This window comes from Shouchella xiaoxiensis (assembly GCF_016907895.1).
In the GTDB taxonomy this organism is placed as follows: domain Bacteria; phylum Bacillota; class Bacilli; order Bacillales; family Bacillaceae_D; genus Shouchella; species Shouchella xiaoxiensis.
Genome location: NZ_JAFBCV010000010.1, coordinates 141,598 through 164,562, shown reverse-complemented (window position 1 = coordinate 164,562; position 22,965 = coordinate 141,598). Strand labels below are relative to the sequence as shown.

The 22,965-nt window shown below is 38.1% G+C and carries 31 protein-coding genes and 1 pseudogene; 23 read left to right on the top strand and 9 right to left on the bottom strand.

Annotated features, from left to right (window positions below):
- Nucleotides 1–8 precede the first annotated feature (8 nt).
- The 7 genes from JOC54_RS15610 to JOC54_RS15580 all read left to right on the top strand — a co-directional run bounded on the left by JOC54_RS15610 (nucleotide 9) and on the right by JOC54_RS15580 (nucleotide 6,044).
- A complete protein-coding gene (locus JOC54_RS15610; protein ID WP_204467302.1) occupies nucleotides 9–902 on the top strand; it encodes a carbohydrate ABC transporter permease in 894 nt (297 codons plus the stop codon).
- 12 nt (nucleotides 903–914) lie between these two features.
- Nucleotides 915–1,787 (top strand): carbohydrate ABC transporter permease, encoded by an 873-nt coding sequence (locus JOC54_RS23450; protein WP_204467299.1) that lies wholly within the window; start codon nucleotides 915–917, stop codon nucleotides 1,785–1,787.
- Nucleotides 1,788–1,965: 178 nt separating this feature from the next.
- The gene (locus JOC54_RS15600; RefSeq protein ID WP_204467296.1) at nucleotides 1,966–2,724 is read left to right on the top strand and encodes a hypothetical protein; all 759 of its coding nucleotides are present in this window, start codon (nucleotides 1,966–1,968) and stop codon (nucleotides 2,722–2,724) included.
- 209 nt (nucleotides 2,725–2,933) lie between these two features.
- A complete protein-coding gene (locus tag JOC54_RS15595; RefSeq protein WP_437183558.1) occupies nucleotides 2,934–4,127 on the top strand; it encodes a threonine synthase in 1,194 nt (397 codons plus the stop codon).
- A gap of 105 nt (nucleotides 4,128–4,232) precedes the next feature.
- On the top strand, nucleotides 4,233–4,394 hold the full coding sequence (locus JOC54_RS15590) for a hypothetical protein (RefSeq protein WP_204467292.1): 162 nt from the start codon (nucleotides 4,233–4,235) through the stop codon (nucleotides 4,392–4,394).
- Nucleotides 4,395–4,536: 142 nt separating this feature from the next.
- The gene (locus JOC54_RS15585; protein WP_204467290.1) at nucleotides 4,537–5,046 is read left to right on the top strand and encodes a TetR/AcrR family transcriptional regulator; all 510 of its coding nucleotides are present in this window, start codon (nucleotides 4,537–4,539) and stop codon (nucleotides 5,044–5,046) included.
- Between the two features lie 92 nt (nucleotides 5,047–5,138).
- Complete coding sequence (locus JOC54_RS15580) at nucleotides 5,139–6,044, top strand: hypothetical protein (protein WP_204467288.1); 906 nt, start codon at nucleotides 5,139–5,141, stop codon at nucleotides 6,042–6,044.
- A gap of 89 nt (nucleotides 6,045–6,133) precedes the next feature.
- Here the strand turns inward: JOC54_RS15580 and JOC54_RS15575 are convergent, their stop codons facing one another.
- Nucleotides 6,134–6,280 carry a lmo0937 family membrane protein gene (locus JOC54_RS15575; protein WP_148297841.1) on the bottom strand — a complete coding sequence of 49 codons (147 nt, stop codon included), beginning with the start codon at nucleotides 6,278–6,280 and terminating at the stop codon, nucleotides 6,134–6,136.
- Nucleotides 6,281–6,461: 181 nt separating this feature from the next.
- Here JOC54_RS15575 and JOC54_RS15570 point away from each other — a divergent pair, with 181 nt between their 5' ends.
- From JOC54_RS15570 to JOC54_RS15560, 3 genes and pseudogenes are all read left to right on the top strand, one after another.
- A complete protein-coding gene (locus tag JOC54_RS15570; protein ID WP_204467286.1) occupies nucleotides 6,462–6,671 on the top strand; it encodes a hypothetical protein in 210 nt (69 codons plus the stop codon).
- A 125-nt stretch (nucleotides 6,672–6,796) separates the two neighbouring features.
- On the top strand, nucleotides 6,797–7,666 hold the full coding sequence (locus JOC54_RS15565) for an SDR family oxidoreductase (RefSeq protein WP_204467283.1): 870 nt from the start codon (nucleotides 6,797–6,799) through the stop codon (nucleotides 7,664–7,666).
- Nucleotides 7,667–7,827: 161 nt separating this feature from the next.
- A pseudogene (locus JOC54_RS15560) lies at nucleotides 7,828–8,558 on the top strand (YqcI/YcgG family protein).
- A gap of 15 nt (nucleotides 8,559–8,573) precedes the next feature.
- Here the strand turns inward: JOC54_RS15560 and JOC54_RS15555 are convergent.
- Together JOC54_RS15555 and JOC54_RS15550 are read right to left on the bottom strand one after the other, a co-directional pair.
- On the bottom strand, nucleotides 8,574–8,741 hold the full coding sequence (locus JOC54_RS15555; protein WP_204467281.1) for a hypothetical protein: 168 nt from the start codon (nucleotides 8,739–8,741) through the stop codon (nucleotides 8,574–8,576).
- Between the two features lie 112 nt (nucleotides 8,742–8,853).
- Nucleotides 8,854–9,114, bottom strand: coding sequence for a hypothetical protein (locus tag JOC54_RS15550; protein ID WP_204467278.1), 261 nt, complete (start codon nucleotides 9,112–9,114; stop codon nucleotides 8,854–8,856).
- A gap of 346 nt (nucleotides 9,115–9,460) precedes the next feature.
- On the opposite strand from JOC54_RS15550, the gene JOC54_RS15545 reads away from it, so the two are divergent.
- From JOC54_RS15545 to JOC54_RS15535, 3 genes are all read left to right on the top strand, one after another.
- Nucleotides 9,461–9,817, top strand: coding sequence for a DUF2512 family protein (locus JOC54_RS15545; protein WP_204467276.1), 357 nt, complete (start codon nucleotides 9,461–9,463; stop codon nucleotides 9,815–9,817).
- Between the two features lie 43 nt (nucleotides 9,818–9,860).
- On the top strand, nucleotides 9,861–10,007 hold the full coding sequence (locus JOC54_RS15540; protein WP_204467274.1) for a lmo0937 family membrane protein: 147 nt from the start codon (nucleotides 9,861–9,863) through the stop codon (nucleotides 10,005–10,007).
- Between the two features lie 569 nt (nucleotides 10,008–10,576).
- Complete coding sequence (locus JOC54_RS15535) at nucleotides 10,577–10,930, top strand: cytochrome b5 domain-containing protein (protein ID WP_204467271.1); 354 nt, start codon at nucleotides 10,577–10,579, stop codon at nucleotides 10,928–10,930.
- Between the two features lie 192 nt (nucleotides 10,931–11,122).
- Here the strand turns inward: JOC54_RS15535 and JOC54_RS15530 are convergent, their stop codons facing one another.
- Genes JOC54_RS15530 through JOC54_RS15520 form a run of 3 tightly spaced genes read right to left on the bottom strand, consistent with a single transcriptional unit; the run spans nucleotide 11,123 to nucleotide 13,063 of the window.
- Nucleotides 11,123–11,836 carry a hypothetical protein gene (locus JOC54_RS15530; protein WP_204467269.1) on the bottom strand — a complete coding sequence of 238 codons (714 nt, stop codon included), beginning with the start codon at nucleotides 11,834–11,836 and terminating at the stop codon, nucleotides 11,123–11,125.
- Complete coding sequence (locus tag JOC54_RS15525) at nucleotides 11,833–12,702, bottom strand: ATP-binding cassette domain-containing protein (RefSeq protein ID WP_204467266.1); 870 nt, start codon at nucleotides 12,700–12,702, stop codon at nucleotides 11,833–11,835. The genes JOC54_RS15530 and JOC54_RS15525 overlap by 4 nt, the downstream gene beginning before the upstream one ends.
- Nucleotides 12,695–13,063, bottom strand: coding sequence for a GntR family transcriptional regulator (locus JOC54_RS15520; protein ID WP_204467264.1), 369 nt, complete (start codon nucleotides 13,061–13,063; stop codon nucleotides 12,695–12,697). The genes JOC54_RS15525 and JOC54_RS15520 overlap by 8 nt, the downstream gene beginning before the upstream one ends.
- An 860-nt stretch (nucleotides 13,064–13,923) precedes the next feature.
- Here JOC54_RS15520 and JOC54_RS15515 point away from each other — a divergent pair.
- The 3 genes from JOC54_RS15515 (at nucleotide 13,924) to JOC54_RS15505 (ending at nucleotide 15,523) form a co-directional block, all read left to right on the top strand.
- Nucleotides 13,924–14,136 carry a hypothetical protein gene (locus tag JOC54_RS15515; protein WP_204467262.1) on the top strand — a complete coding sequence of 71 codons (213 nt, stop codon included), beginning with the start codon at nucleotides 13,924–13,926 and terminating at the stop codon, nucleotides 14,134–14,136.
- A gap of 131 nt (nucleotides 14,137–14,267) precedes the next feature.
- Nucleotides 14,268–14,924, top strand: coding sequence for a Type 1 glutamine amidotransferase-like domain-containing protein (locus JOC54_RS15510; protein ID WP_204467260.1), 657 nt, complete (start codon nucleotides 14,268–14,270; stop codon nucleotides 14,922–14,924).
- A 146-nt stretch (nucleotides 14,925–15,070) separates the two neighbouring features.
- On the top strand, nucleotides 15,071–15,523 hold the full coding sequence (locus JOC54_RS15505; protein ID WP_204467257.1) for a hypothetical protein: 453 nt from the start codon (nucleotides 15,071–15,073) through the stop codon (nucleotides 15,521–15,523).
- A 368-nt stretch (nucleotides 15,524–15,891) separates the two neighbouring features.
- On the opposite strand, the gene JOC54_RS15500 is transcribed toward JOC54_RS15505, so the two are convergent.
- Nucleotides 15,892–16,392: a tubby C-terminal domain-like protein gene (locus JOC54_RS15500; RefSeq protein ID WP_204467255.1), complete on the bottom strand. Its 501-nt coding sequence runs from the start codon at nucleotides 16,390–16,392 to the stop codon at nucleotides 15,892–15,894.
- Between the two features lie 144 nt (nucleotides 16,393–16,536).
- On the opposite strand from JOC54_RS15500, the gene JOC54_RS15495 reads away from it, so the two are divergent.
- The 5 genes from JOC54_RS15495 to JOC54_RS15475 all read left to right on the top strand — a co-directional run bounded on the left by JOC54_RS15495 (nucleotide 16,537) and on the right by JOC54_RS15475 (nucleotide 20,638).
- The gene (locus JOC54_RS15495) at nucleotides 16,537–16,818 is read left to right on the top strand and encodes a hypothetical protein (RefSeq protein ID WP_204467253.1); all 282 of its coding nucleotides are present in this window, start codon (nucleotides 16,537–16,539) and stop codon (nucleotides 16,816–16,818) included.
- 90 nt (nucleotides 16,819–16,908) lie between these two features.
- Complete coding sequence (locus tag JOC54_RS15490; RefSeq protein ID WP_204467251.1) at nucleotides 16,909–17,397, top strand: GNAT family N-acetyltransferase; 489 nt, start codon at nucleotides 16,909–16,911, stop codon at nucleotides 17,395–17,397.
- Nucleotides 17,398–17,517: 120 nt separating this feature from the next.
- Nucleotides 17,518–18,039 carry a Uma2 family endonuclease gene (locus JOC54_RS15485; RefSeq protein WP_367617817.1) on the top strand — a complete coding sequence of 174 codons (522 nt, stop codon included), beginning with the start codon at nucleotides 17,518–17,520 and terminating at the stop codon, nucleotides 18,037–18,039.
- Between the two features lie 747 nt (nucleotides 18,040–18,786).
- Nucleotides 18,787–19,821, top strand: a complete 1,035-nt coding sequence (locus tag JOC54_RS15480; protein WP_204467246.1) for a DUF1835 domain-containing protein — start codon at nucleotides 18,787–18,789, stop codon at nucleotides 19,819–19,821.
- A gap of 154 nt (nucleotides 19,822–19,975) precedes the next feature.
- Nucleotides 19,976–20,638 (top strand): DNA alkylation repair protein, encoded by a 663-nt coding sequence (locus tag JOC54_RS15475; RefSeq protein ID WP_204467244.1) that lies wholly within the window; start codon nucleotides 19,976–19,978, stop codon nucleotides 20,636–20,638.
- A 271-nt stretch (nucleotides 20,639–20,909) separates the two neighbouring features.
- On the opposite strand, the gene JOC54_RS15470 is transcribed toward JOC54_RS15475, so the two are convergent.
- The gene (locus tag JOC54_RS15470) at nucleotides 20,910–21,083 is read right to left on the bottom strand and encodes a hypothetical protein (protein WP_204467242.1); all 174 of its coding nucleotides are present in this window, start codon (nucleotides 21,081–21,083) and stop codon (nucleotides 20,910–20,912) included.
- An 842-nt stretch (nucleotides 21,084–21,925) separates the two neighbouring features.
- Between JOC54_RS15470 and JOC54_RS15465 the strand changes: the two genes are divergently transcribed.
- Nucleotides 21,926–22,141 carry a hypothetical protein gene (locus tag JOC54_RS15465; protein WP_204467240.1) on the top strand — a complete coding sequence of 72 codons (216 nt, stop codon included), beginning with the start codon at nucleotides 21,926–21,928 and terminating at the stop codon, nucleotides 22,139–22,141.
- A 149-nt stretch (nucleotides 22,142–22,290) separates the two neighbouring features.
- On the opposite strand, the gene JOC54_RS15460 is transcribed toward JOC54_RS15465, so the two are convergent.
- Nucleotides 22,291–22,503, bottom strand: a complete 213-nt coding sequence (locus JOC54_RS15460) for a hypothetical protein (protein WP_204467238.1) — start codon at nucleotides 22,501–22,503, stop codon at nucleotides 22,291–22,293.
- On the opposite strand from JOC54_RS15460, the gene JOC54_RS15455 reads away from it, so the two are divergent.
- Entirely contained in the window at nucleotides 22,445–22,867 is a 423-nt protein-coding gene (locus JOC54_RS15455) for a DUF4352 domain-containing protein (protein ID WP_239586756.1), read from the top strand. The genes JOC54_RS15460 and JOC54_RS15455 overlap by 59 nt on opposite strands.
- The last annotated feature ends 98 nt before the right edge of the window (nucleotides 22,868–22,965 follow it).

Sequence of the window (22,965 nt, the reverse complement as noted above, 5' to 3'; positions counted from 1 at the left end):
GGATCTACTTGTTCGCGAAACGAATTAATAAGGGTAACAGTGGCTATTTCTTTATCGCACCATTCTTTATCATTTTCTTACTGTTTGGGCTTTATCCGATTCTCTATTCCTTTTATTTGAGCTTAACAAATTGGGATGGGTTAAATGATCCTGAGTTTATTGGTTTGGCTAACTATGCACGGGCTGTTATAGACCCATTGTTTTTACAATCGTTATTCAATACATTCTTTATTTGGACCGTTTCAGTTATTCCTCAGTTGACGATTAGTCTCATTCTTGCGGTTATTTTAACAAATAAGTTTTTAAAAGGTAAAGATTTCTTCCGAGCGGTTTATTTCTTTCCGAATATTGTTACAGCGGCATCGCTTGGATTACTTGTTAGCTTAATGTTTGACTGGCAAACAGGAAGCGTCAACCAATTACTGATGGCGATTGGCATTTTTGATTCTCCATACGACTGGAACAACAATGCCCTCTTTATGCAAATGCTTGTATCGGCGATTCTCTTTTTTCAATATTTCGGTTACTCGATGTTAATTTATATAGCCGGATTACAGGGCATTTCTCCAGAGTATGCAGAAGCAGCTCGTGTAGATGGGGCAAGCAAGGTTCAGATTTTCTTTAAAATAACGGTTCCATTGCTGAAGCCAATTATTCTTTTTCAAATAATTACATCGTTAATAGGTGGAGTTCAAATCTTTGACCAACCATATATGTTAACGGCTGGTTCAGGTTCGCCGGATCACGCGACGCTAACGAGCGTCATGTATTTGTACCGTACAGCATTTGAGCAAGGGCGATTTGGTTACGGGGCGACTATTGCATTTTGCTTGTTTCTTGTCATTGTGACATTATCAATTGTGTCCTATGTAGTTACTCGAAACCGAAGCAAGATTTCATAAGGAGGCGATGAGGTGAATAAGCAAATTGAACCTATTCAAAAACAAAACGTTTCATTTGAAAAGAGAACAAGAAAACGTTCACAAGCAGCGCTTTACCTTGTCTTAGGTCTGCTTGCATTAGTCTGTTTATTTCCGTTTTACTTAATGATTATGTATTCAACGCACGCGAATGCGGACATTACCTCAACGTTCTTGTATCTTCCTGGAACTCATTTAATGGAGAATTTGACGCGGATGGTCGAGAATGTTGACATATTTAGAGGGTTCTTAAATAGCTTTATCATTGCGGGTGGATCAACGTTGTTAACGCTCTACTTCGGTGGGATGACCGCTTACGGGTTTTCAAAGTTTAAATTTAAGTACAATACCGTCCTGTTTTTGTTCATGTTAGCGACAATGATGATTCCGGCACAGTTAGCGTTAATCGGAAGCTACCGCTGGCTTGGCATGATTGGCTTGCTTGATTCACATGCGGCGATTATTCTTCCCGCGGCCGCTAACACATTCGCTGTTTTCTTTATTAAACAATTTCTCGATGGCAGTATACCTGATGATGTTCTTGAATCGGCTCGAATTGATGGGGCGGGCGAATTAAAAATCTTCCACCGCATTATCTTGCCAATGATTGTGCCTGCCTTAGCAGCAATCGGTATCTTTACATTTATCGGCGCTTGGAACAACTTCATCAGCCCTCTTGTCTTACTTTTTTCTGAAGAAAAGTATCCTCTGCCTGTGATGGTTGCGATGATCCAAGGGTACTACGATACGGATTATGGGTTAATGTATCTAGGTGTTGCCATGTCTGTCCTACCGATTATTATTGTGTTCTCCATCTTTTCAAGAAGGATAATGGGAAGTGTGGCAATTGGGGCGGTGAAAGGGTAAATGAAAGAGTCAGCGGTGGGTGGAGAAGCCTAACCGCTGGCTTTTTGTTTTAAGACGTAGAGATCATTCGTAATTACCTATTTATTTGAAAAAAATATCCATTTTATTTAAAATGAAGATAACTATCTAATGTGAAGATTGCTTGGATAGATTTTAAAGAAAATGGGGGATTTTATTAATGGTTTTAAAGAAAGCAACAATGTTAATAGCAATTACTGCGGTATTGCTACTAGGAGGTTGCGGTGATCAAGAGGACGCAGATGAAGTCCTCGCATCAGATGGCCCACAAGACGGTTCACCAGAAGATTTCATGGAAATAAGTGAAGGCTTTGAAAACTTTTCTGTTTGGATTGAAACAAGTGACACTCCTAATCGGGATAGTCAAGTTCGCGGCATCTATGTGTTTGATGATGGTCAAGCATCAAGCTATTTCAATATCTCAGATAAATTAACGCTTGAGGAAGTAAATGATTTAACGGATGAAGAAATTATTGAACATGCAAAAGGAAATGCTGATGCAATAAGCAAAGGAGAATATACTCTAGATATTCTGTTAGATCAGTTTGGCCAGAACACCTCAGAAATGAATGTCCTAATAGGTAAGTATACAAATATATCGACTTATGATTTAGAATCTTTGTACTGGGAGAGTGGTCTCTCGAGTGAAGAAGAGTACATAGCATCCGTAGAAGAAGAAGGTAGACAGTTTGAGATTAATAATGAAGATATCATATTTACTACAATAGAGGATGAGCCAAGTAATATCCTATCTATCAATGGAGAAATGATTTTACAAACGATCTTTAATACTACTTATTCAGGATTAAGAAGCGGCGATCATGTGAGCTTACTAACGCGAGTGGACGAATCGTTTGCTGGATTTACAATAGATAGTCCAGATAGTGATAACATAAGAGTGACGATTGAAGGGGAATAACGAATGAATTCTTCTCCTCAAATGAGTTGAATACATAAATCACTGGGGTTCGATATGTTTACAAGCTTTAGTGTTCTAGTAATTAAATCGAAACCGTAAGTCAGCGGTGGGTTTCACCCATTTGCTGGCTTTTTGTTATTCTACGATGGTTGAAATTTCTTGACTATTACATTTATTGAATTAAACTAATGAAGAATGGGGGTAATTCCGTGTATAGCTATGTGATTAATTTGCAATGTCCGAAATGTAACAAGACCTATGAAAAACAGCGTGAACAGCATTTGTGTGTATGTGGGTCGCCGCTGCTGGTCCAGTATGATTTAGACCGTGTAAAGACAGAGTGGAGTAAGGAGCAGCTTCTGCAAGAGCCCTTGTCACTCTGGCGCTATCATCCACTTCTGCCAGTCGAGCATCCAAGTCAAGTGGTGACGATGGGAGAAGGCATGACGCCGCTGTTACCGATGGAGCAGTACGGTGCGGAGATCGGACTGTCTCGTTTATTAATGAAGGACGACGGGCTCCTTCCAACTGGTTCGTTTAAAGCAAGAGGTGCGGCAGTAGGCGTTTCAATGGCAAAAGCGCTCAACATAACGGAATTAGCCATGCCGACAAATGGCAACGCGGGCGCGGCTTGGGCGCAGTACAGCGCACGCGCTGGAATCAAGACCCATATTATCATGCCACTGGATGCTCCTGAAATTACGCGCAAAGAAGTAGTGGCAGCTGGAGGAAATCTTTCTCTCATTGATGGCGTAATAAGTGATGCGGGTAAAGTTGTCGCTCAAAAGGTGAAGCAAGAAGGCTTCTATGATGTTTCAACGTTAAAAGAGCCTTACCGAATTGAAGGAAAGAAAACGATGGGGCTAGAGTTGTGCGAGCAGCTTAATTGGGAGTTGCCCGATGTGATTCTCTATCCGACTGGAGGTGGGGTTGGTTTAATTGGAATCTACAAGGCGATTCAAGAATTGTTTCAAATTGGTTGGGTAAAAGGAGAGATGCCGCGGCTTGTGGCGGTACAGGCAGAAGGCTGTGCGCCGATTGTTGATGCCTTTCATGCTGGGGCAAGTGAATCGGTCTTTCATGAGGGATCTGAAACGGCGGCTTTTGGAATAAATGTTCCTAAAGCAATTGGCGATTTTCTCGTTCTAAATGCGCTCTATCAAAGCAAGGGATGCGCCATTGCGATCTCGGATGAAACGCTTTTAGAAGAACAGAAGCGAGTGGCGCAGCTTGAAGGAACGTTTCTTTGTCCAGAAGGCGCGGCAACATTTGCGGCAGCAAAAGAGCTTGCTCGACAAAGTTGGATTCAACCAGATGAGACCGTCGTCTGCTTGAATACCGGTATGGGGATTAAATACCCTGAGTCAATTGATGTTCATGCGGAAGAAGTGGCGAAGGTTTAAGTTGTTGCGGAAAAAGTCTCCAGTTAGTTGGGGGCTTTTTTTGTAAGCTGTATGATCTGCTTCTTTGTGCCAGATAATAGCGAGGAGAACAAAGGAGGCTATCCAATGAAGCAAGACATGAATGAGGGAGAGGATTATTCTTATATCCTGGTAGCATCAATTGCAAGCCCGAGCAGAAACGGTGGCGACCTTCAGGTTACTCTATCTTCAGCTGGTCTTCCTGTGCCAATATTATCGGACTTCCGAATGAACTTAGTTCAGGGTTAAGTGATATACAGAACGAGCGACTGATTTTCTTAATTTGGATATTTAAATGATGAGTAAGCTACAACTTATAAAGAAGGTTGGCTTGACAAATAAAATATCATTGTTTATCATTTATTTATTGATTAATAAATAAGGTGATAAAATGACGTTGAAAATAGATAAGAAAGATAAGATTATTGAAAGTGCTGTTTCTGTTTTTGCTGATGATGGCTATCATAAAGCGACAACAAAAAAAATTGCGCTCGCTGCAGGTGTAACTCAGCCCTATATTTTTCACTTTTTCAGAAACAAAGAGGATTTATTTATCCATGTCATTGATTATTCGTATAATCGAATACATCAAACATTTATGGAAGTAGATGCGCCAGCTGATAAGTTGATTGAGACGATGGGACAGAGTTTTGTAAAGATGCTTGAGACCCATCGGAAGGAAGTCTTAATGGTTATGCAGGCATATACAATTGCGGAAACCGTTATACGTGAACATTCTGCCCTATTGTACACGCGGATGTTTGATGATATTTCAGCTAAACTGCGAAAAAAAGGGATTCAATTCCCAGAACAAATCGCTTCAAATTTTATTGGAACGGGCCTTTTAATTACCGTTTCGGAAGTATTAGGCTTACCTCAACTGAGGCAACCAAGTAAATAGTAAGAAAAGGGACTGTAACCAATCGCGAGACGTTCCTTTTTTTTTTTATTGTTTATTGATTGATAAATAAATTATAAAAAGGTGGGTTTATAATGGGCAATCGTATAAGAAAAGACATTGTACTCTCTATGAGTCAGGTTTATCGAAAGGAGAAATGGTTCGTATGGTTAGGTGGCGTAGGTATTGGTCTTGCCATTATGGCTTTAGCCGTTATTTACGTCCGAGGTGCTCAGGTCGCACCAGAAGGAAATATGGCAGATGTGTTTTCGTTTTCAGCAGCAGTTGGCATCTTTCTGTTATCATTAGCAGTTGTCTATACGCAGACCGAATTTAATACGAAATCAAAACAGAGAATACGTTTCTCAATTATTGGAATAATCCTATATTTCTATGCGATCGAATTTGTTCAACATTATAGAGGAATCAATCCAAGATTTACGAGTGAAGGAAGTATTCTCGACATGGTTTTGGGGGGGATTTTTGGAATGACCTCTCTCCTCCTAATTGTGCTGCTAATGATCATAAGCATTCATTTCTGGAAAATGAGACAAAAAACAAACGATTCATTGTTGAAGCTTAGCATCCGGTACGCGTTATTTTCAATCTTGTTAGCAAATAGTGCGGGTCTGGCAATGGTGGCATTACAAGGACGGTATTTAGGAGATTCAGGCAACTTCATTGTTCTTCATGGTGCTGGATTTCATGCGTTGCAATCTTTACTAATCATTGCTTGGTTACTGGAAAGATCAACAGGCGAAAGGAATTTTATCGAAAAACTGTTGAAGACTGGTTGTATTGCTTGGACATCGGCAATTATGACAGTAGCTATTCAAACGGGGCTGGGAAGGACTATTTTTGAGTTGAGTCCCTTACCAATACTAGCTATGATTTGTGTTAGCGTTTGGTTCGTTGTCTTATGTATAGCCATTGTTATGTATGCTAAAAGTATCAAACGTAATAAAGAAGCATCGGGTAATTGGTTTAAAGTATCAATTTAATAAAAAACAATATTCTCAGAGTCAACAAACCATTATAGCAAATTTAAGACGCGAAGAGAGCCGGGTTGTTCCCCCGGCTCTCTTTATATCTACGCTTTACGTCGACCTGTAACAAGTTGAAAAATAAGTACAACAAGGGCAACTACTAGTAAAATATGTACAAGGTTGCCACCGACTTCTCCAATAAATCCTAATAACCATAAAACAAGAATAACTGCTAAAACTGTCCAAAGCATCGTCTTTTTCCTCCCTTTTATAAGGATTTTTATACTATTCCCGGTTAGAAATAAATGAAACTGAGAAAAATTCCCTTATTGTGGCGGTATGTAATACTTATGAATGATTCATTATCCGTTTTAATTTCTGTACTGCCGGGAACAGGTCAAGAAGAACATCATTTTTAGGAGGAGAGATCGTATGGCATATGTAATGAAAGTATATGTGATTGGAAAAGAACAGCCGGTATTTGAGGCCGAGCGCACGGGTGAAGATTTAAATAAAGTAACGAAAGCAATTGATAGCGCTCTTACTGATAATAAGGTGGTGTCTTTTGGAGTGATCGGAGAGAATGAGGTTCTCATTCGCTCGGATAACGTGACGCATGTTGAAGTAGTAAGCTTGGGCTGAAGAATCCGCTTAAATTCGTTTTAGTTTACAAAAATTTACCTGATTAGCCTGCTTTCTTGTGATAGGTTTAACTGGTTGTCCTGTTAGGGAATGCAGAAGAGTAGATAGACGAGGAGGTTACTTCAATGAACTTAGATCATATGCTTACTAATGGTATCCCAAAACAAAAGCAGGAAAAACAACCTGGCTTGGAAAAAGAGATGAATCCTGTTCCTGTCTATGAAGACGAGAACTATAAAGGAACGAATAAATTAGCAGGAAAAGTCGCGCTTATTACTGGAGGCGATTCTGGTATTGGTCGTGCAGTCGCCATAGGATATGCAAAAGAAGGAGCTCATATCGCGATTGTGTACTTAGACGAGCATGAGGATGCGGAAGATACGAAAACAATGGTCGAAAAGCATGGAGTCAACTGCATCACGATTTCAGGAGATATTGCGGAAGAGTCGTTCTGTATTTCAAGTGTGGAACGATGTGTCTCAGAATTAGGAGGGTTGGATATCCTTGTTAACAATGCGGCAGAACAACACCCGGTTGACGATCTGCGTGAACTGACAGACAAGCAATTAAAACGAACGTTTGAAACAAACTTCTTTTCCTATGTATATTACACAAAAGCTGCTTTGGATTATTTGAAAGAAGGCAGCTCAATCATTAATACATCTTCAATTAATGCTTATCGTGGAAACGTCTCGTTAATTGATTATACGAGCACGAAGGGTGCCATTACAGCCTTTACACGCTCAATGGCTCAAGCTCTTGCAGACAAAAAGATTCGGGTTAATTCAGTTGCACCAGGTCCAATCTGGACACCGTTAATTCCCGCATCTTTTGATGAAGAAAAAGTAGCAAACTTCGGACAAGATAACCTAATGGGAAGACCTGGACAGCCGAGCGAACTGGTTGGTGCCTATGTCTTGCTGGCATCTCAAGATTCATCCTACATGACTGGACAGGCCATTCATATAAATGGTGGAGATTATATCAGTTCATAAGCTAGTTTATATAAAGGGCTGGATCAATTGCTGAATTGATCCAGTTTTTTTAGAAGGATTGTAATAAATTAAAGGAGTTATAAAGATACTTAAGTTCATTCGTTTAAGGTAAAGGGTATTCACAACAGACCCTAAAATTTGTGAGAGGCGGAGCTTAAACAATGACATTAAAGAGCTTGTTAACGAAACAAGATATGCTCGAATCTAAGAATGTTCCAGAATGGTTGGTGAAGGAATACCAAGCATTTCACCAAGTGGTTACCGAAAAAACGTTTCCTTGTTTTTTGGTATGAAGGCAGAAAATAAAGGGGAACTTCGTTATGCTTATGTTTCGCGTGAAGATTGGTCTAACCTCCCAATCGCACTTAATCAATTGTTAACGTTGTTTCAGCAGCCTCCATTTGTTCGACATGGCCTATTTTTATTTGTGGAGCCTGAAGATAATGAGAAAAGCTTAGCGTACTATCGTGAATACTTTTGGAAACTGCTTCAGTACGCACACGAGCAAGATAGCGTTAACTGGCCAGATGGAGCACCTAAGGATTCAGACCATTTTTTGTGGGACTTCCATTTTGGTGGTGAACCAATCTTTGCTTTTGGAAACGCTCCAGCTTATAAACAAAGAAAAACGAGGCATTTAGGGAATAGTTTAATTATTGGTTTTCAGCCCAGACGAATCTTTAAAGGTTTAGAAGGAACGGAAAAAGGAGGAATCATGTCGCGAGAAAAAGTAAGAGAACGAGTAGAAGTATGGGATCAGCTACCGACTCACCCTGATATTAGTCACTTTGGCGATCCTACTCATAACGAATGGAAGCAATTTTTTATCGGTGATGATGTAGAACCAATTGAAGGGAAATGTCCTTTTAGGCATGAAAAATTCCCTGTATAATAGGGAATTTTTGCGTTATTTCTCTTGAACATGGTCACTATGTAATGTTTGCCAAATAAAGAACGTGCTTGCTGACAAAACAAGAATACCAATAGCCCCGGCCATATTGACGCTTGTTATGAAAAAAAGTGATAGAGCAACAACAATGGACAAGATGATTGCTTGGACCGTTTCTACCGACATACTCACACCCCAAAAATTGATTTATATGCTTACTTTACCCGCAGAAAAAGTAACTAAAACGAAAAATTTCGTACAAAAAAGAATGCAATTATATTGCACTCTTCCCGTTAAATTATTTATCCTTCTCATGCAAATGCTTCGTTTCTCGTCTTTCCTTCTTAATAAAGAAATAGGACCAGTAAAACGATCCAATAAACCCTGGCACGGCAGCAATGAAAAATGCAGCTACATACGAAATGGATTCAAGCAACTCCTGACTAAATACCATGCGTGACACATAAAGAAGGGCTGGTCCGACAATTCCTGTGGCGGCGGAACCTGCAAGTGCAAACAGAATAAAGACGATTGCGATGTGAAGCTTACTTGTTTTCATAGCGTGTACTCTCCTTCAAAATCCTATCTCTGGTGTGAAAGCAGAAAAGGAGCCCAGTGGGGCACCTTTCGTTAAAATGGGTTAGCAGCAAGAACACACGCGGCATGGCATCGTCCTAACTTGACCGGCATTTACTTTTGATGCCATTAGCTTGAATAAGTCGCACGTATGACCACGTCCTCGGTCCTTGTTACGCAAGCCCTCCACATCTTATATGTCTTAGTAGCCGTTCGGACATGTCTTTAAACATGCTTACTTATAATGAGGTTCTGGTTCCAAAAATGAATAAAGTCCTTCTAAATTAGGCATCTTATACGTAATGAATTGTGCAGAAGGAGGTGGATGTATGTTAAAAGGATTCTTCTTAAAATTTGTGACATCGACGATCATTCTTACGGTTGTGTATCACTTGTTCTTTCACTATGCCCTTTCTTCTACACTTCTGCTTAGTTTGCTTTTTACCGTCATTGCGTTTATCGGTGATGTGTTCATCATGCCGCGAATTAGTCATTTTCTAGCGATAGGAACAGATTTTATATTAGCGTTTTTTGGACTAGCGCTGTTGAGTTGGTTTGTGTACCCTGTTACAACCGTGCCGTGGTTGCCGGCGTTTCTAGCGGCACTCATCATCATGGTGGCAGAAATCTTTTTTCACCGTTATTTACTTGAGCAGATGAAGGCAAAGCGTGTCACGTATTCATAAATAGATTTGTGGTAAAAATAATTTGTAAAAAGGAGGGTATGTGATGCTTTGGACGGTCTTTATTGTTATTTTAGTTCTTTGGTTACTCGGTCTAATAGGCAGAGTTGGTGGTGGCCTCATTCATTTATTATTAATCGTTGCTTTAGTTGTCCTCGTTATCCAGCTCGTTACTGGCCGGCGTAAAGCCTGAATAATGAATTTTTATGGAGAACCTCACTGTTAAAAAAAGAATAGTGAGGTTTTTAATCTCATACCAGGGTAAATAAGTAAGGAATCACGATGAGTTGTCAAAAGTTACAAAAACAATAATAAAATTAAGCTTATGCTTTAGGACAAAACGGCAAGAGAAAACCGTCCATAAGATGAGTAAAAATGAGTATGGATTGACTAATGAAAAACGAGGCGATGAACGAAGCGTAGAACAAATTATACGGTAAACAAGGTAGATATGTTAAGAATAATAAGAATACAGAAGTTAAAAAGTAACCCACTTTGATTTACATAAACCGCTTCACAACCGTCTTCTGTGATGTATTGCCATTACTGAATGACTCGATAACTGATTAAAAAACAATAATGGGAATTTATACATATCATATGAATTGAATAAACTTAATTCGAGGCTTAGAAAGATTTATTCCAAAAATGAGTTGGAAACTGACAATTCAGTGACACACCTTTTTAGGAGCAAATACACATGTTACAGTTGATGTATGGAACAACAATGAGTATCAATTCGATAAAAGGAGTGAGTTCACTGTGAAAAAATTAGTCATGGTTCTTGGTAGCTCAGTCTTGCTACTTACTGCTTGTGGCGGAGACGACACAAACGATGAAGGCGCAACGAATGATGGGGCTACAACTGAACAAGATCAAGTATTTACATTGGAAGAACTTAGCGAATACGATGGTCAAGATGGAAACGATGCGTATGTAGCGGTTGATGGAATCGTTTACGACGTTACGGATGTTGGCGCGTGGGCAGGCGGAGAACACGCGCCCGCTGGTGGATTAGAGGCTGGTGGTGATCGTTCAGAAGAAATAGAAGCTTCTCCACATGGCACAGCTGTATTGGAAGACTTACCGATTGTTGGTACACTTGAAGGTGAATAACAACGAATGATGACGATTAACCCTTTGGATCAGATGACTCCAAAGGGTTTTTTAAGATCTTTGTTTATATATCGCATGCGCGTATGTGCATTTGCAGTACTTTTAGTTTTTGTAACTGGTTTTATTCAAATCGAAATAAGTAAAGGCTACTTCAGTCTAATCATGACCTAAAGTAGCCTTTCATCCATCGTGTTATTCTGTTTTAACTTTGTTCCAGCCTCTGCTGACAAATGAACGATCGCCCGTCTCTAGCGGTCCGTTTTTCATGAACATATAAGAAAGCAATACAAACAGCCCAGATATGCCTGTCAGAGTATGCACAAATAAGAGATGTTCCGTAATGAAGAACTCGATGATCGGGCTCAGGTCAGCAAAAAAGACCGTTGCCAGTGAAACAAGCAGAAAAATAGCACCTACACTTAGCGAGCGTACTGCACCAAGGTTGAAATAAATCGATTGTGCGATTGCCCCAATACCGAAGAGAATAAACAGCCATAAGGCATCAACCCATAGATATAAGAAGGGATTTGAACCATTTACAAGGTCTGCTATGTGGAAGATATATCCTTGATTTAGCAAGTATGGACTTAAAAAGTAAAACCCATTTAAAATGAGTACGCTCAGTACAATATAGATTGCCACAGAAAGATACGTTGCGATCATATATTGCTTTCTCGTACCTCCTAATGAGAGTATACATTTGTATCCTTTAATCAGAAAGAAAGGATATACGAGAAAAATGACATAAAACGGACCGAAAATGACCCCTAGACTTTCATTTCCATCGGCATAGAAACTCAGAAAAATAAACAATCCCATCAGAGCAATGGTGATACCAGCGTTTATAAGAAATGTCTGGTTCATTTCTTTACTTATGAGCTGGAAAGGTCCTTTAAGTGTATTCATGCTTTTGTCGGCCCCTTTCTTGTTAGGTTAACGAGGTAATCTTGTAGCGGTGCTTTTTCAATGGTAATATCAGCTTTCGTTCGCGTTGCGAAGCCGTTGTCATAATCATCGTCAACCATGACATGAAGTTGCTTTCCAAGCTTTCGCTCCTCAAGAATAGTGTGCGTACCTATCTCCGCTCTTACAGCATCCTCAGGTCCTGTTAAAAGCACACCTTGGCGCTTTAGCTTTTCTGTTTCTTCATATCGAGTGATAGTATGCTGATTAATCACGGCGATTTTTTCACATAGTGGCTCAACTTCATCAATGTGGTGAGTGGACAACATGATTAAACGTGGAGTGTCTTCATACGTATCCAACAACGCATCGTAAAAGGTTTTGCGCATGCTTGCATCCAGACCGTTTGCTGGTTCATCCATGATGGTTACGGGTGCTTTACTCGCGAGCCCTAACGTAATTTTAATCATACTTTTCATGCCTTTGGAAAAATTTCTGATTTTCTTATTCCGAGGGAGCTCAAACACATTCACTAAATGATTAGCGAACGGCTGATCCCAATTTCTGTTGAAATAAGAACCGAAACGAAGTGCATCTTCAACATCCCATAAATCTGAAAATGGATGATTTTCTTGCATAAACGTTACATGATGCATGGCTTCAGGGTTGTTGTATGGGCTGACCCCGTTTACGTAGACTGTTCCTTGATTTGGTTGTTCCATACCGGAAAGCAACTTCATCAGTGTTGTTTTTCCGGAGCCACTACGCCCCCATAAGCCGATAATCATTGGCTCGTTCTCGTGAAATGAAACATGTCGCAAAGCCATTGCCTTTCCATATGAAAACGATAAATTATCGATTTTAATCATCATAATCCTCCTCAATGAATTGAATACATTCTTCTTTTGTTATCTGAAGTCGTTTCGCTTCGTTCAGTGTTGGCTTTACATAGTGAATGTAAAATTCTTCTTTGCGCTTAGTTAGTAGCTGAGTCTTAGCTCCTGTTGTTACGAACATCCCGACACCTCGTTGTTTGTAGGCAAAACCGGCCTCAACAAGCATTGTTAACCCTTTTTGTACCGTTGCTCGATTCACATGATAGAACTTGGAGATTTCTGTTGTTGATGGGATTTGTTCTCCTTCTAGCAATTCACCATCAACGATATCATCCGCAATCATATCGAAGATCTGCTGGAAAATGGGTTTTGATTCATCTAGAACAGGCTTCACTAATACTCCTTCCTTTCTATAGTGTTGAACATTTGTTTAGTTGTGTAATCAACTATACAACCTAAAAGATGCAATGTAAATAGATATCTTTCTAATTTCTATTTTTGGTTTAATTTCATTCATTCTTAATCCCTATAACTTGCTTTTTCAATTGTAGAAAAATTCTTTGATCAATCTGTGTGGATATGTTAGAGATCAACACGAATGACTCCTCAATTGATCAAATACTGTCTGATGATTTATATAGTGGCTTAACAGTGATATTGAAGTCTTATGACCTGGACATTAATAATTTTGAAGGGTTCGAACCGTAGATATTAGATTTAATGTAATTTGACTTTACACATTCGGAGAGGAATGTTGACTTCCCAAAAAGTGTTGAGCTTTTTTGGGGAGAAAGCAGAAGAGATGGGAAACAGATTATTCCATTTAAAAGTCAGAAGGTGCAGAGTGAAATTTTTAGTTTACAGAGAACCGTTCAACAGTTTGAAAACCTACCGAAAGAATCAGAACAAAGTGCTGAGGATTGGTTAAATAGAGATAGTGAGGTATTTAAAAAACGAGAATAAGATTTGAAGGTGCTGGGATTAACAAAAAATAGTTTGAGCAAATAAATGATCAGCGCAATCTCATAATGTCGAAAAACTTGTTCAAGCGCTTCAATCAAATTTAGATCAAACATACTTTGTTTTTGTTGGTTCTTTTCACGTTATTTTAGAACCAAGCCTACCTACACTATTAAAAAAGTAGGTTATGAAGGAGTTAACCTTAATGTTTTCCTCTGTAAAATATTGTAGAATAAATATTTAGAACAAAACATTAATAAAATTAAATCATTAGAAAGAGGGGGAAGTACAGAAATGAAACAATTTGTTGTCATTATGGGAGTTTCATTAGTCGGATTAGTAGGTGCATACATCCTATCTTTAATTGTTGACGCAAGTGGATTTCTGGCAGAATTTGTGTTCATACCACTCTTTGGAATCGTTATTGGTTTACTAGCAATCTTGATTAGCAAAGTAAACAAATTACTCAATCTACAAAAACGAGATGAATCATTTTTATGGATATAGATGTAGACTATACATCTTTGAATCAGTAAACCAAGACTTGTGAAACGGGTAGAATACGATTAATTAAATCTGAAGGTATACAATGAAATGAAACAATAGAATTGCAATGTTACTTATGATAGGAGCGGTATATGAAAACTCATTACTATTTAGGCTGGTTTAACAACTCTTTTCCAGATTATCTGGGCAGAGTGTTACAAGAAGAAATTACTGATAGAAGATCACTTGTGATTATTAGTTCGAATCCATGTAACGATGAAGATGATGGTGCAACCGAACGCTCCTGGCTTGATCAGGCTGGTATTGTATTTGATGAATCTCATTTAATCAATTATCGAGTACGGAAGCAAGATGCGCAGCTGTTCATTCAACAGGCTTCAGTCATTTTTGTATTAGGTGGAGATACGGTTAAACAAAATGGTTTTTTGACGGAATATGAATTAACGGATTCAATAAAAAAAAGCAAGGCCATCGTCATTGGAGCAAGTGCTGGTGCAATTAACATGTCTGCCAAATGGTTATGCTCAAAAAACTTAGGCTATAACGTTGAAACGAGCTCTGTATACGACGGAATCGGTCTTGACCATTTTTCTGTCCTGTCTCACTTTGATCTTGAAAATAACATGGCACTTGTTCGAAGTGAGTTATCGCTCTTATCGGAAGAGATCGATATTTATGCATCAAATAAAGATTGCGCTGTTCGTGTAAAAGGAGACAAAATCGACGTATTTGGTGATGTTTACTTAATTTCCCACTCAAAGATTCAGAAACTGGTGGAGACGCTCTAGTTATAGTAACGGACTTTAACTTAAATAGGATGTCTTTTTGACTAGTCTTACTTTATTTTTAACAAGACTAGTCTCTGTTAAATTATTCGAATTTATAGACAAAATAAGGTATCTTTATGTAAATACGATCAAAAGGTGGGATTTATTTGAAGAAGGGTAAGATGATTGCTTTAACCCTATTAAGTGCCTTACTGTTGTTTGCTGGATTTTCTTTCTTATTTGTCACATTGGACTTCTTTCCGTATAAATACCAGGTCGTTGAAGCAACGGATCAACAACTTAGGTTAGAAACAGCTATTCTAGGTAATGAAATGACGCTCAATCTTGCTGAAAGTGGGTTAAATCGAGCAAGTTTTGAGTTAAGAACGACTATGATTATGGACATTCTCTCTCGAATAGACCTTCTATTGTTCGGAATCTCATTGGCACTAACAGCCTTTATTCTAAATCTAGCTGCTTTCTTTTATCTGAAACGTGCAGGACAAAGGCATGCTAAATTCTCCCTTCTTGCTGCAGGTTCAATGGTCTTGCTTTTTGTCACCTTCATTTTAAGGTATCAAAATGAAATCAGTTTAATTGAACTTAATATGAGAATTTAGGGGGGCTTTCCAATGGAACTATAAATAATGACTCGTTGTCTCATTACTAGTACATTGCATAAACCATTGCTGAGGGTTTTTTGCACTATTATATAGTTTGAACTTTCGGAACAATCGTGAAATTACTATTAATTAGAAAAAAATAATCAATATTTTACGAAACCATGGTTGTTGGGAATTAAGCAGAATAACAAAATTCAGTAGATCCCGTTAGAATATGCTAAATCGTCAAGTGATATGGTTAGAAAAATAAAAAAGCCGCTTTCCTAAAAAAGAAGAGGACAATTTCGGAGTATCTATAAACTGAGCGGTAAAGTTAATCACACTAAACCGCTCAATCGATTAAAGATAAATGCGTTTGGCATTTGCTAATAAGCAAGATTAAAAGTATGTAAACAAGCAATAGCTAGCTTTAAGTCAACTTCTTCATTATAAATTTTAATGTAGTTATTTAATGTTAGTCCTACTCTTTTAGTAGTTGATTTGAGCACCTTTTGATTGTTTTTATACACTATTAGGTTGCTGTCATCATTTTTAACGAAACTGTATATTTCATCATTTAAACTAGTTTCAAACTTTTGAGGGTTAGCTCGTGCAGAGATTGGCTCAGCATTATCATGATGTTTAATAATGAATTTCCGTTTAAGACTCCAAGATTCAATAACTGTCACAAGGGGATTATCTAAATCATCTCCCAGTAATACATTTACACAAGATTTTGGTTCTCTGTAAGTTAGGATCTTGTCAATAAGATTTTTATTAAAACGCTTAAGGGTATAGATTTTTTCATGGCTTTCATTAAAAACGATTTGCTCAGTTTTCGAATTAACATTAGCCGACATTTCATAGTAGTAATCGAAGTCTTTCATACTAACCACACCTATTTTAATATTTACAACAATGAAAGTTGTGCGACTGCCATTCTACAACAATATCAATAACAATAAAACCTTCAGTAGCAAATTAATATCAGGTATATTAACTCACTTGGGAATAAGAGATTACTAAACAGTATGACCAAACCGACTAAAAGAAAGCTAAAAAAATCATTTGAACTATACGGAGAGACACCGATCAACCTCAGTTATCTAGAAGTTAGTGTAGGTATTGGGATGGTCATTGGTTCAACGATTGTCGGCATTGTAAACATGAAAAATAGAAGGAAGACCTCGATTTACGGATTACTTGGAGCGGCGGCTGTTTTACTTTTGTTCAGTCAAATAACCGATTTATTTTGGCTAACCCTAGTTGTCTTCTTCATTGGTTTAGCCATGCCAATCATAACTTTTCTATAGCTGCTAAAAAAATCAATAAAATTATTCAAATTAATAGGAACATACGATCTCGTTATGGTAAGATATAGGTAATAATCGGAGGGATGACAATTGAATACAACTAAAGAAATTCATTTATCTTTTTATGAAGAAAAATACCTTAAAATACTTAGTGAGTTCGAACTACCAGAAACGCAAGCGCAATTTACAGCTCTTCCAGAAAACCTATTAACTATTTCTGATGGTCAGTTTAGGATTGTTATTCTGTCGGGAGATAATCCAGTAGGCTTCTTTTTATTACATAATACGGCTCGGGTAAGTGAATATACAACTAACCCACATGCGATGCTGCTGACAGCTTTATCAATAAACCATAATTATCAAGGGCGGGGTTACGCGAAAAAAGCAATGCTTGAATTAGGCGCATTTGTATCTAAACAGTTTAAAGAATGTAACGAGATTATTTTAGCGGTGAATCATAAAAATATCCCCGCGCAAAACTTATACAAGAATGTAGGGTTTATGGATACTGGTAGGAGAAAAATCGGAAAAATTGGAGAACAATTGATCATGCAGTTAACGATTCAATCTAATATGTAAGTGAAGGACTCTGCGTTACTGACGAGTTTTGCTTAATTGGAAATGAGGTATAATAGAGAAAAGTCATGGAAGGTGTATCATGAGCTTACCTCATAAGAAAAACACGTACACTTACAAGCAATATCAAACTTAAGCGAAGATATTCAGTTTGAAGTGATAGATGGCATGATTTATAATGTGTCACCATCTCCTAATGTTAAGCACCAGGAGATTCCCATGCAATTATCTGTTGAGTTTGGTTCGTTTTTACGAGGAAAGACTTGCAGAGCCTATTATGAATTAGATGTTTGTTTAACAGATGAAGAAGATGAAGATAAGATAACGGAATGGGTAAATCCTGATATGATCATTGTTTGTGACCCTGACAAAAGGAAGGCTAATAAAATAGTTGGCTCTCCCGACACAGCAATTGAAATCCTTTCACAATCGACTATGAAACTTGATAAAATGATAAAGTTCAATAAATACCAAGAAGCTGGAATAAAAGAATATTGGATTGTAGACCCCGTATACGAATCGATTGATGTGTTCATTTTAAAAGATGGTGTTTATCAAAAAGAAGGAACCTATGCAAAAAATGATGTGCTCGCTGTTCAATACTTTGAAGGGTTTGAAATTAATATGGAAGACATATTTGGATAAGAATTTAGAGTGACCCCATTTCTATTAAGTGAGCTATTCAACTAACGGGGCACTACTTGCATAAGGATATCTTGAACTGTACGTAGATCTCTTGTAGTGAACTTAAAGGTTAAATTGAGAGCTCCATTCAAATCCGATATACAAATAATCCTCGCATGAGAATGGAAGTTGTAATGCGTTAAAACGTTTTGATCATTTGAAATTGAGGAGATGATTCGATGCACAAGCTTTTGGCGATATCGATTTTAGGAACGGGGTAAGTGCTGCCGTTTTAATGACGTTCGTCGTACAGTTGTTTAGTCCTCCAATCGAGTATATGTTGAAGCTAGGTACGGTTGCTTCAGTATTAGCTTTTGTGATATTCGGTGTCTCATCTTTAGTATTACGTTGGCGAATAGAAGGAAAAAGAGAGTGACATGTGTATTAAATTCATAGAATCAGTATTAAGGAGTAGACGAATTCGTTTACTTCTTTTTTTTAGAAAGCTGATGCGAACGCCCCACAGTAGGAATATCGTTTTTTATGTCGAAACTTTACTAGCGTAATGGTTTCTGATTTTAAATAGATAGCGATACTTAAATCAAACCAATAATGATTTTTTGGAGGAGGCCGGGGCTTGAGACAAGCGAAATTCTGCGCTACTTTTACACTAGATCTATTATGCTCTCATTATATACAGTTGAACTCTTACCATTAAGCAGTTTTTAAATAACCTATTAGTAAAAACAGTAAAGGGATGAAGATAAGGTGGACGAGATAAACCAAATAAAAGAAGCCATTGCAAAAATGGATGAAAGTGAAGCGAAGTCTCTTCTTCAATTAATTATGATTAGCGCTGATCAATCGGAAGACGAGCAAACACTAAAAACAGTGCAATCAATCAAGCAATCATTAGTGGAAACTGGACAAACCGAAGAAAACCAACAGCAGGTTGAAACGGTCCATATTCTATTTGGCGATGCTGTTGGAGGAAGCTTAGAGTTTGCCGTGCGAAAGACACCTTACTTAAATACAGACGGCATCATTGTCTTGCCTGAGAATCTAGCAGTTGGTCCAGTGAAATCGTTACATACAAAAGAAGGAATAGATCATCGTTATCAGTGGCTTAAGGATAATTTCCGCGATTATTTCAGTGAAATTGATGAAGATAGAGAACGCACGTTGATGGCATTGGAGAAAGTAAAAAACATAGAACCTCATCAACAAGTCATCATTTGGACGAGCGAAAATGCTGCTGAACAAACAGGTCTTCGTATAGTTCTCTATTTATTACAGAATAAAGGGATAGAAGTGTCCGAACTAAATACATACCAATCCTTTCATAACCTTTATTCATCTCCCGAACTAGAATACGGTGAGTTTTCGCCTTCAACAGTAGAAATCGAACCAGAAAATCTTCTTCAACTCTATAAGCAATTTAAATTCAAAGCAATAAATCATTCAAAATGTCAGGCGCTTGTTGGAGAAGCGCGTGAGTTACTCTCAAGTGAAAGTACGTTGAGAACATGGAACCATAAGGGGCTCTCCCATTCAGCTGAGGATAGAGACGATGCGTTTATCATTCTTTGTGCAAAGCGATTACATCAAGAAATGGGAAAGAGCGACTATATGTTAGTAGTACGTTTAATTGGAGAAGTGCTTGGTCATATGCAGCAGTACACTGGCGATCAATGGATCGAGTATCGGATTCGCGCTCTAATTAAAAAAGGGATTTTTTCATATCGTGGAAAGCTGAGAGCGATGCGGTTTTATGAAGTAAAATTGAATGAGGAGTATGCTTAAATAGACTCTTCTACTCGCCAAAACTCTTATGTGATCGATTACAATTCTTTAATTGCTTATTTTTACGTATACCTAAGAAAACACTATGCTACAATAGTAGAAACAAAAACGCGCGATACACATCTTAAGCACTGTTATAAAGGGGTTGTATAGAATGGTAAAAAAAAAAGAGTCAGAAACCAAACCATCTTTAACGGCAGAAAACATTCTCCCGCAAATCAATAAGAAAACGAAGCTAGGCGATCTACGGAAAATCGCCAAGGAAATTAAAAGGGATCAAGAACTAGCTATGGAACTATGGTCAACGGAGAACTATATGCCAAGGCTATTGGCAATCTTAATTATGGATAAAAAACTGCTTTCAGAAGATGTAATAGACAAGCTTGTTCAAGATATGCAGATGCACCCTTACGATGAGCGAAACTACTTAATGGATTGGTTTATGGCGAATCAGCTCACGAAAGACAAGAAAAAAATCGCATTGATGGAATCATGGGAAGACAGTTCTTCTCCTCTGCAAAGGCGAGCTTTCTGGTATTACCAAGCGAGATTGAGATGGACTGGACAAACTCCACCTGATAATACCGCAGACTTGGTAGCTGCAATAGAAACGAACATCTCGCAAGAAGAACCGGAAGTTCAATGGGCAATGAATTTCACTGCAGGCTGGATTGGCGTTTATGATGAAGAGAATCGTGCACGCTGTATCGAAATTGGTGAGAAGACAGGGCTTTATAAAGGCGACCACGTTTCAAAAGGATGTACGCCAAACTACTTGCCGGAGTTTATTACGATTGAAGTGAATAAGAGGGCTTAATCTATATATTGTTTTTCTTATGAAAGACACACATATTTGCGCTTTTTCACATTGTAAGTGATTAGACATCAGAGCTACCACAAAATTGTTTTTGAACCATTATATATCAATTCGAACAACCATAGCCGAATTTCGAGTCGCTTGGCTAGAACATGCTACAGCAAAAAAGTTTAAATACTCGTTTTTTAAAAAGGTTCAATTTTACTGGTGAGATTCCACTGCAGGGTTAAACAAAAAAACCTTTTGAGGGTTAAGTGCTTTTAAAGGACATTTATCGTCTTCTTGTTTCTTTACTCTTCTTCTGTTGAATCATTGCTGTGCTCATAAAGCAAATGCCAGCAATAAGATAGATGAATTGAAGAAATGAACTGGAGCTGGATAAAAACATTATTCCTCCGAGTAACAAAAATAATGTACCTGCCAGATAGTATAAGTTGGTTCTCATTTTTAATCACCTCACTCATTTATACGCAGTTTATTAGAGGGGGTTTCATTTCATTAGAAATCAGTGATAAGGAAGAAAAAAAGTCTCAATAAAGGGGTAGATCAAGCTTAAGGTAGGAATGGATGCCCCCTACAAATTTCCGAATGCTCCTGAGGGACCAGCACGTGTCTGAAGACTCTGAAGTGGCGGTTTTTCACGAAGGAGGCTGAGGCCGTGCCCCGGAAAGCGAAGAATTCTCCTGTAGCGGTGCTATGAGCATATTTTAGATGAGTCGTTATTTCAATTAGTACTTTTAGTCATGTCCCAGCCCCGTTCTTTAGTAGGTAATCGATTGTTAAACCAATCAATGTTCCAACAACGATTAGTAGAACGGATTTAGCAATTTGATGCACTTTTTAAACACCTCATGCACAAGGGTATCATAAAATGAGGATACTGCCAGTAAGAGAGTAAGCAATTGTATAGCGGCAGACGGAACTACACTATTACGGATAGTACAATTGTTATAAAAAAGGGGAATGTAATTCAATAGGTGCTAATATAAAGCAGAGACAAAGAAAATAACGAGGTGTACGACATGATAAGAAAGAATTTATAACTAATATGATTTTATGTATGCGCTTTAGCCACATCTATTGTCACTGCATTTCTTTTGATAAAGGGAGATATTGCTGAACGTGTTTCTCTGGTTTATGCAACAGCAATCGATTCTTTTATTGGGGGCGCTTCACGTCAACTAGTTTTTCGAAAGAAGGTAACTTGAGCCAGTATGGCTCTTTTTTATGTTTTAACTCAAACTCCAAGGGTATTTGTTAATCAAACCAAATTTTGGAGGTTCAACTATGACTAATAGTCGTTTACTCGATGCGATAATAGCGTTCACTTTTGTGTCTGTCACAAGCTTCATAGCAATTTATGCGATTGAAGGAGGTAACTACAGTCTCGCCGATAACTGGTTAAAACACGTACTATATGGGGTAGGCCCAGCAGTGCTATTTGCTTTTGTCTTTCCGCTCTTGGCTAGGAAAAATGAGCAGAAAAGACAAAAGCAACGATAATTCACCGATATGCTTATGTTTAAACGCCGTTATAACTGTACTTTGTCTAATTAAATGGTTTATAGTACCAATTCTATGCTTTAGTCTGCTTATGCGGTTCTAGTTTCATTAAGCGTAATAGGGAGTTGGGTTTTCCGACCAACGCATCGTTAATGAGAAGAGAAAACAATTCCCACATAGGCATTTTCATTGTCTTCAGATGGGACTAAATCGGCACGAACTTCCCGGTAATCAAGATTATCGTTTGTATACCCATCTGCTGCATTAAAGACAGCTGCAAGCTGATCACTTGTATAATGCAACATGTATAAGCCTTTCGCTTCGTTAATCTCTTCTCTTTCGAATTGCGCATCTTCAGGCAAAACGGCTCCTATTAATTTTGAAGAGAGTATTGGAGACGAAACTCCTGAAAGAGATTATTTTATTGTGGCGGATATTACATTAAAGAATCTTGAGGATGAGACAATTGATATTGAAGATGCACTTGATAAATTTGAACTTACTGGATTCTTAGAAGGTAGCGGTGGTGGTGAGTACTCACACTACTATGACGCTATTGAGCAAATGCAGGGTGACTTAGAGAGTGGTGAAGAGATAGATGGTCAATTACTCTTTGAAGAAAATGAGTCTGAAGAATACCATATCCGCGTGACAGAAGGCTTATTATCCGCTAATGGTGTTAAAAACCAAGCTATTTGGACGTTTACTATGGACGATGCAAACTAATTATGCTGTTCTTGATTCTTCATTTTGCTACAACTGCTCTTTTTAAATTGAATCTGTGATTTATGGTACTGTATGATCTTTTATTAATGGCTTTAAGT

What these genes read in the sequence shown, in the direction of transcription:
- JOC54_RS15600 (WP_204467296.1), top strand. Translation starts at nt 1,966, where the DNA reads ATGGTTTTAAAGAAAGCAACAATGTTAATAGCAATTACTGCGGTATTG.
- JOC54_RS15590 (WP_204467292.1), top strand. Translation starts at nt 4,233, where the DNA reads ATGAAGCAAGACATGAATGAGGGAGAGGATTATTCTTATATCCTGGTA.
- JOC54_RS15585 (WP_204467290.1), top strand. Translation starts at nt 4,537, where the DNA reads ATGACGTTGAAAATAGATAAGAAAGATAAGATTATTGAAAGTGCTGTT.
- JOC54_RS15580 (WP_204467288.1), top strand. Translation starts at nt 5,139, where the DNA reads ATGGGCAATCGTATAAGAAAAGACATTGTACTCTCTATGAGTCAGGTT.
- JOC54_RS15575 (WP_148297841.1), bottom strand. Translation starts at nt 6,280, where the DNA reads ATGCTTTGGACAGTTTTAGCAGTTATTCTTGTTTTATGGTTATTAGGA.
- JOC54_RS15570 (WP_204467286.1), top strand. Translation starts at nt 6,462, where the DNA reads ATGGCATATGTAATGAAAGTATATGTGATTGGAAAAGAACAGCCGGTA.
- JOC54_RS15565 (WP_204467283.1), top strand. Translation starts at nt 6,797, where the DNA reads ATGAACTTAGATCATATGCTTACTAATGGTATCCCAAAACAAAAGCAG.
- JOC54_RS15555 (WP_204467281.1), bottom strand. Translation starts at nt 8,741, where the DNA reads ATGTCGGTAGAAACGGTCCAAGCAATCATCTTGTCCATTGTTGTTGCT.
- JOC54_RS15550 (WP_204467278.1), bottom strand. Translation starts at nt 9,114, where the DNA reads ATGAAAACAAGTAAGCTTCACATCGCAATCGTCTTTATTCTGTTTGCA.
- JOC54_RS15545 (WP_204467276.1), top strand. Translation starts at nt 9,461, where the DNA reads ATGTTAAAAGGATTCTTCTTAAAATTTGTGACATCGACGATCATTCTT.
- JOC54_RS15540 (WP_204467274.1), top strand. Translation starts at nt 9,861, where the DNA reads ATGCTTTGGACGGTCTTTATTGTTATTTTAGTTCTTTGGTTACTCGGT.
- JOC54_RS15530 (WP_204467269.1), bottom strand. Translation starts at nt 11,836, where the DNA reads ATGAATACACTTAAAGGACCTTTCCAGCTCATAAGTAAAGAAATGAAC.
- JOC54_RS15525 (WP_204467266.1), bottom strand. Translation starts at nt 12,702, where the DNA reads ATGATTAAAATCGATAATTTATCGTTTTCATATGGAAAGGCAATGGCT.
- JOC54_RS15515 (WP_204467262.1), top strand. Translation starts at nt 13,924, where the DNA reads ATGAAACAATTTGTTGTCATTATGGGAGTTTCATTAGTCGGATTAGTA.
- JOC54_RS15510 (WP_204467260.1), top strand. Translation starts at nt 14,268, where the DNA reads ATGAAAACTCATTACTATTTAGGCTGGTTTAACAACTCTTTTCCAGAT.
- JOC54_RS15500 (WP_204467255.1), bottom strand. Translation starts at nt 16,392, where the DNA reads ATGAAAGACTTCGATTACTACTATGAAATGTCGGCTAATGTTAATTCG.
- JOC54_RS15495 (WP_204467253.1), top strand. Translation starts at nt 16,537, where the DNA reads ATGACCAAACCGACTAAAAGAAAGCTAAAAAAATCATTTGAACTATAC.
- JOC54_RS15475 (WP_204467244.1), top strand. Translation starts at nt 19,976, where the DNA reads ATGGTAAAAAAAAAAGAGTCAGAAACCAAACCATCTTTAACGGCAGAA.
- JOC54_RS15470 (WP_204467242.1), bottom strand. Translation starts at nt 21,083, where the DNA reads ATGAGAACCAACTTATACTATCTGGCAGGTACATTATTTTTGTTACTC.
- JOC54_RS15465 (WP_204467240.1), top strand. Translation starts at nt 21,926, where the DNA reads ATGACTAATAGTCGTTTACTCGATGCGATAATAGCGTTCACTTTTGTG.
- JOC54_RS15455 (WP_239586756.1), top strand. Translation starts at nt 22,445, where the DNA reads ATGTATAAGCCTTTCGCTTCGTTAATCTCTTCTCTTTCGAATTGCGCA.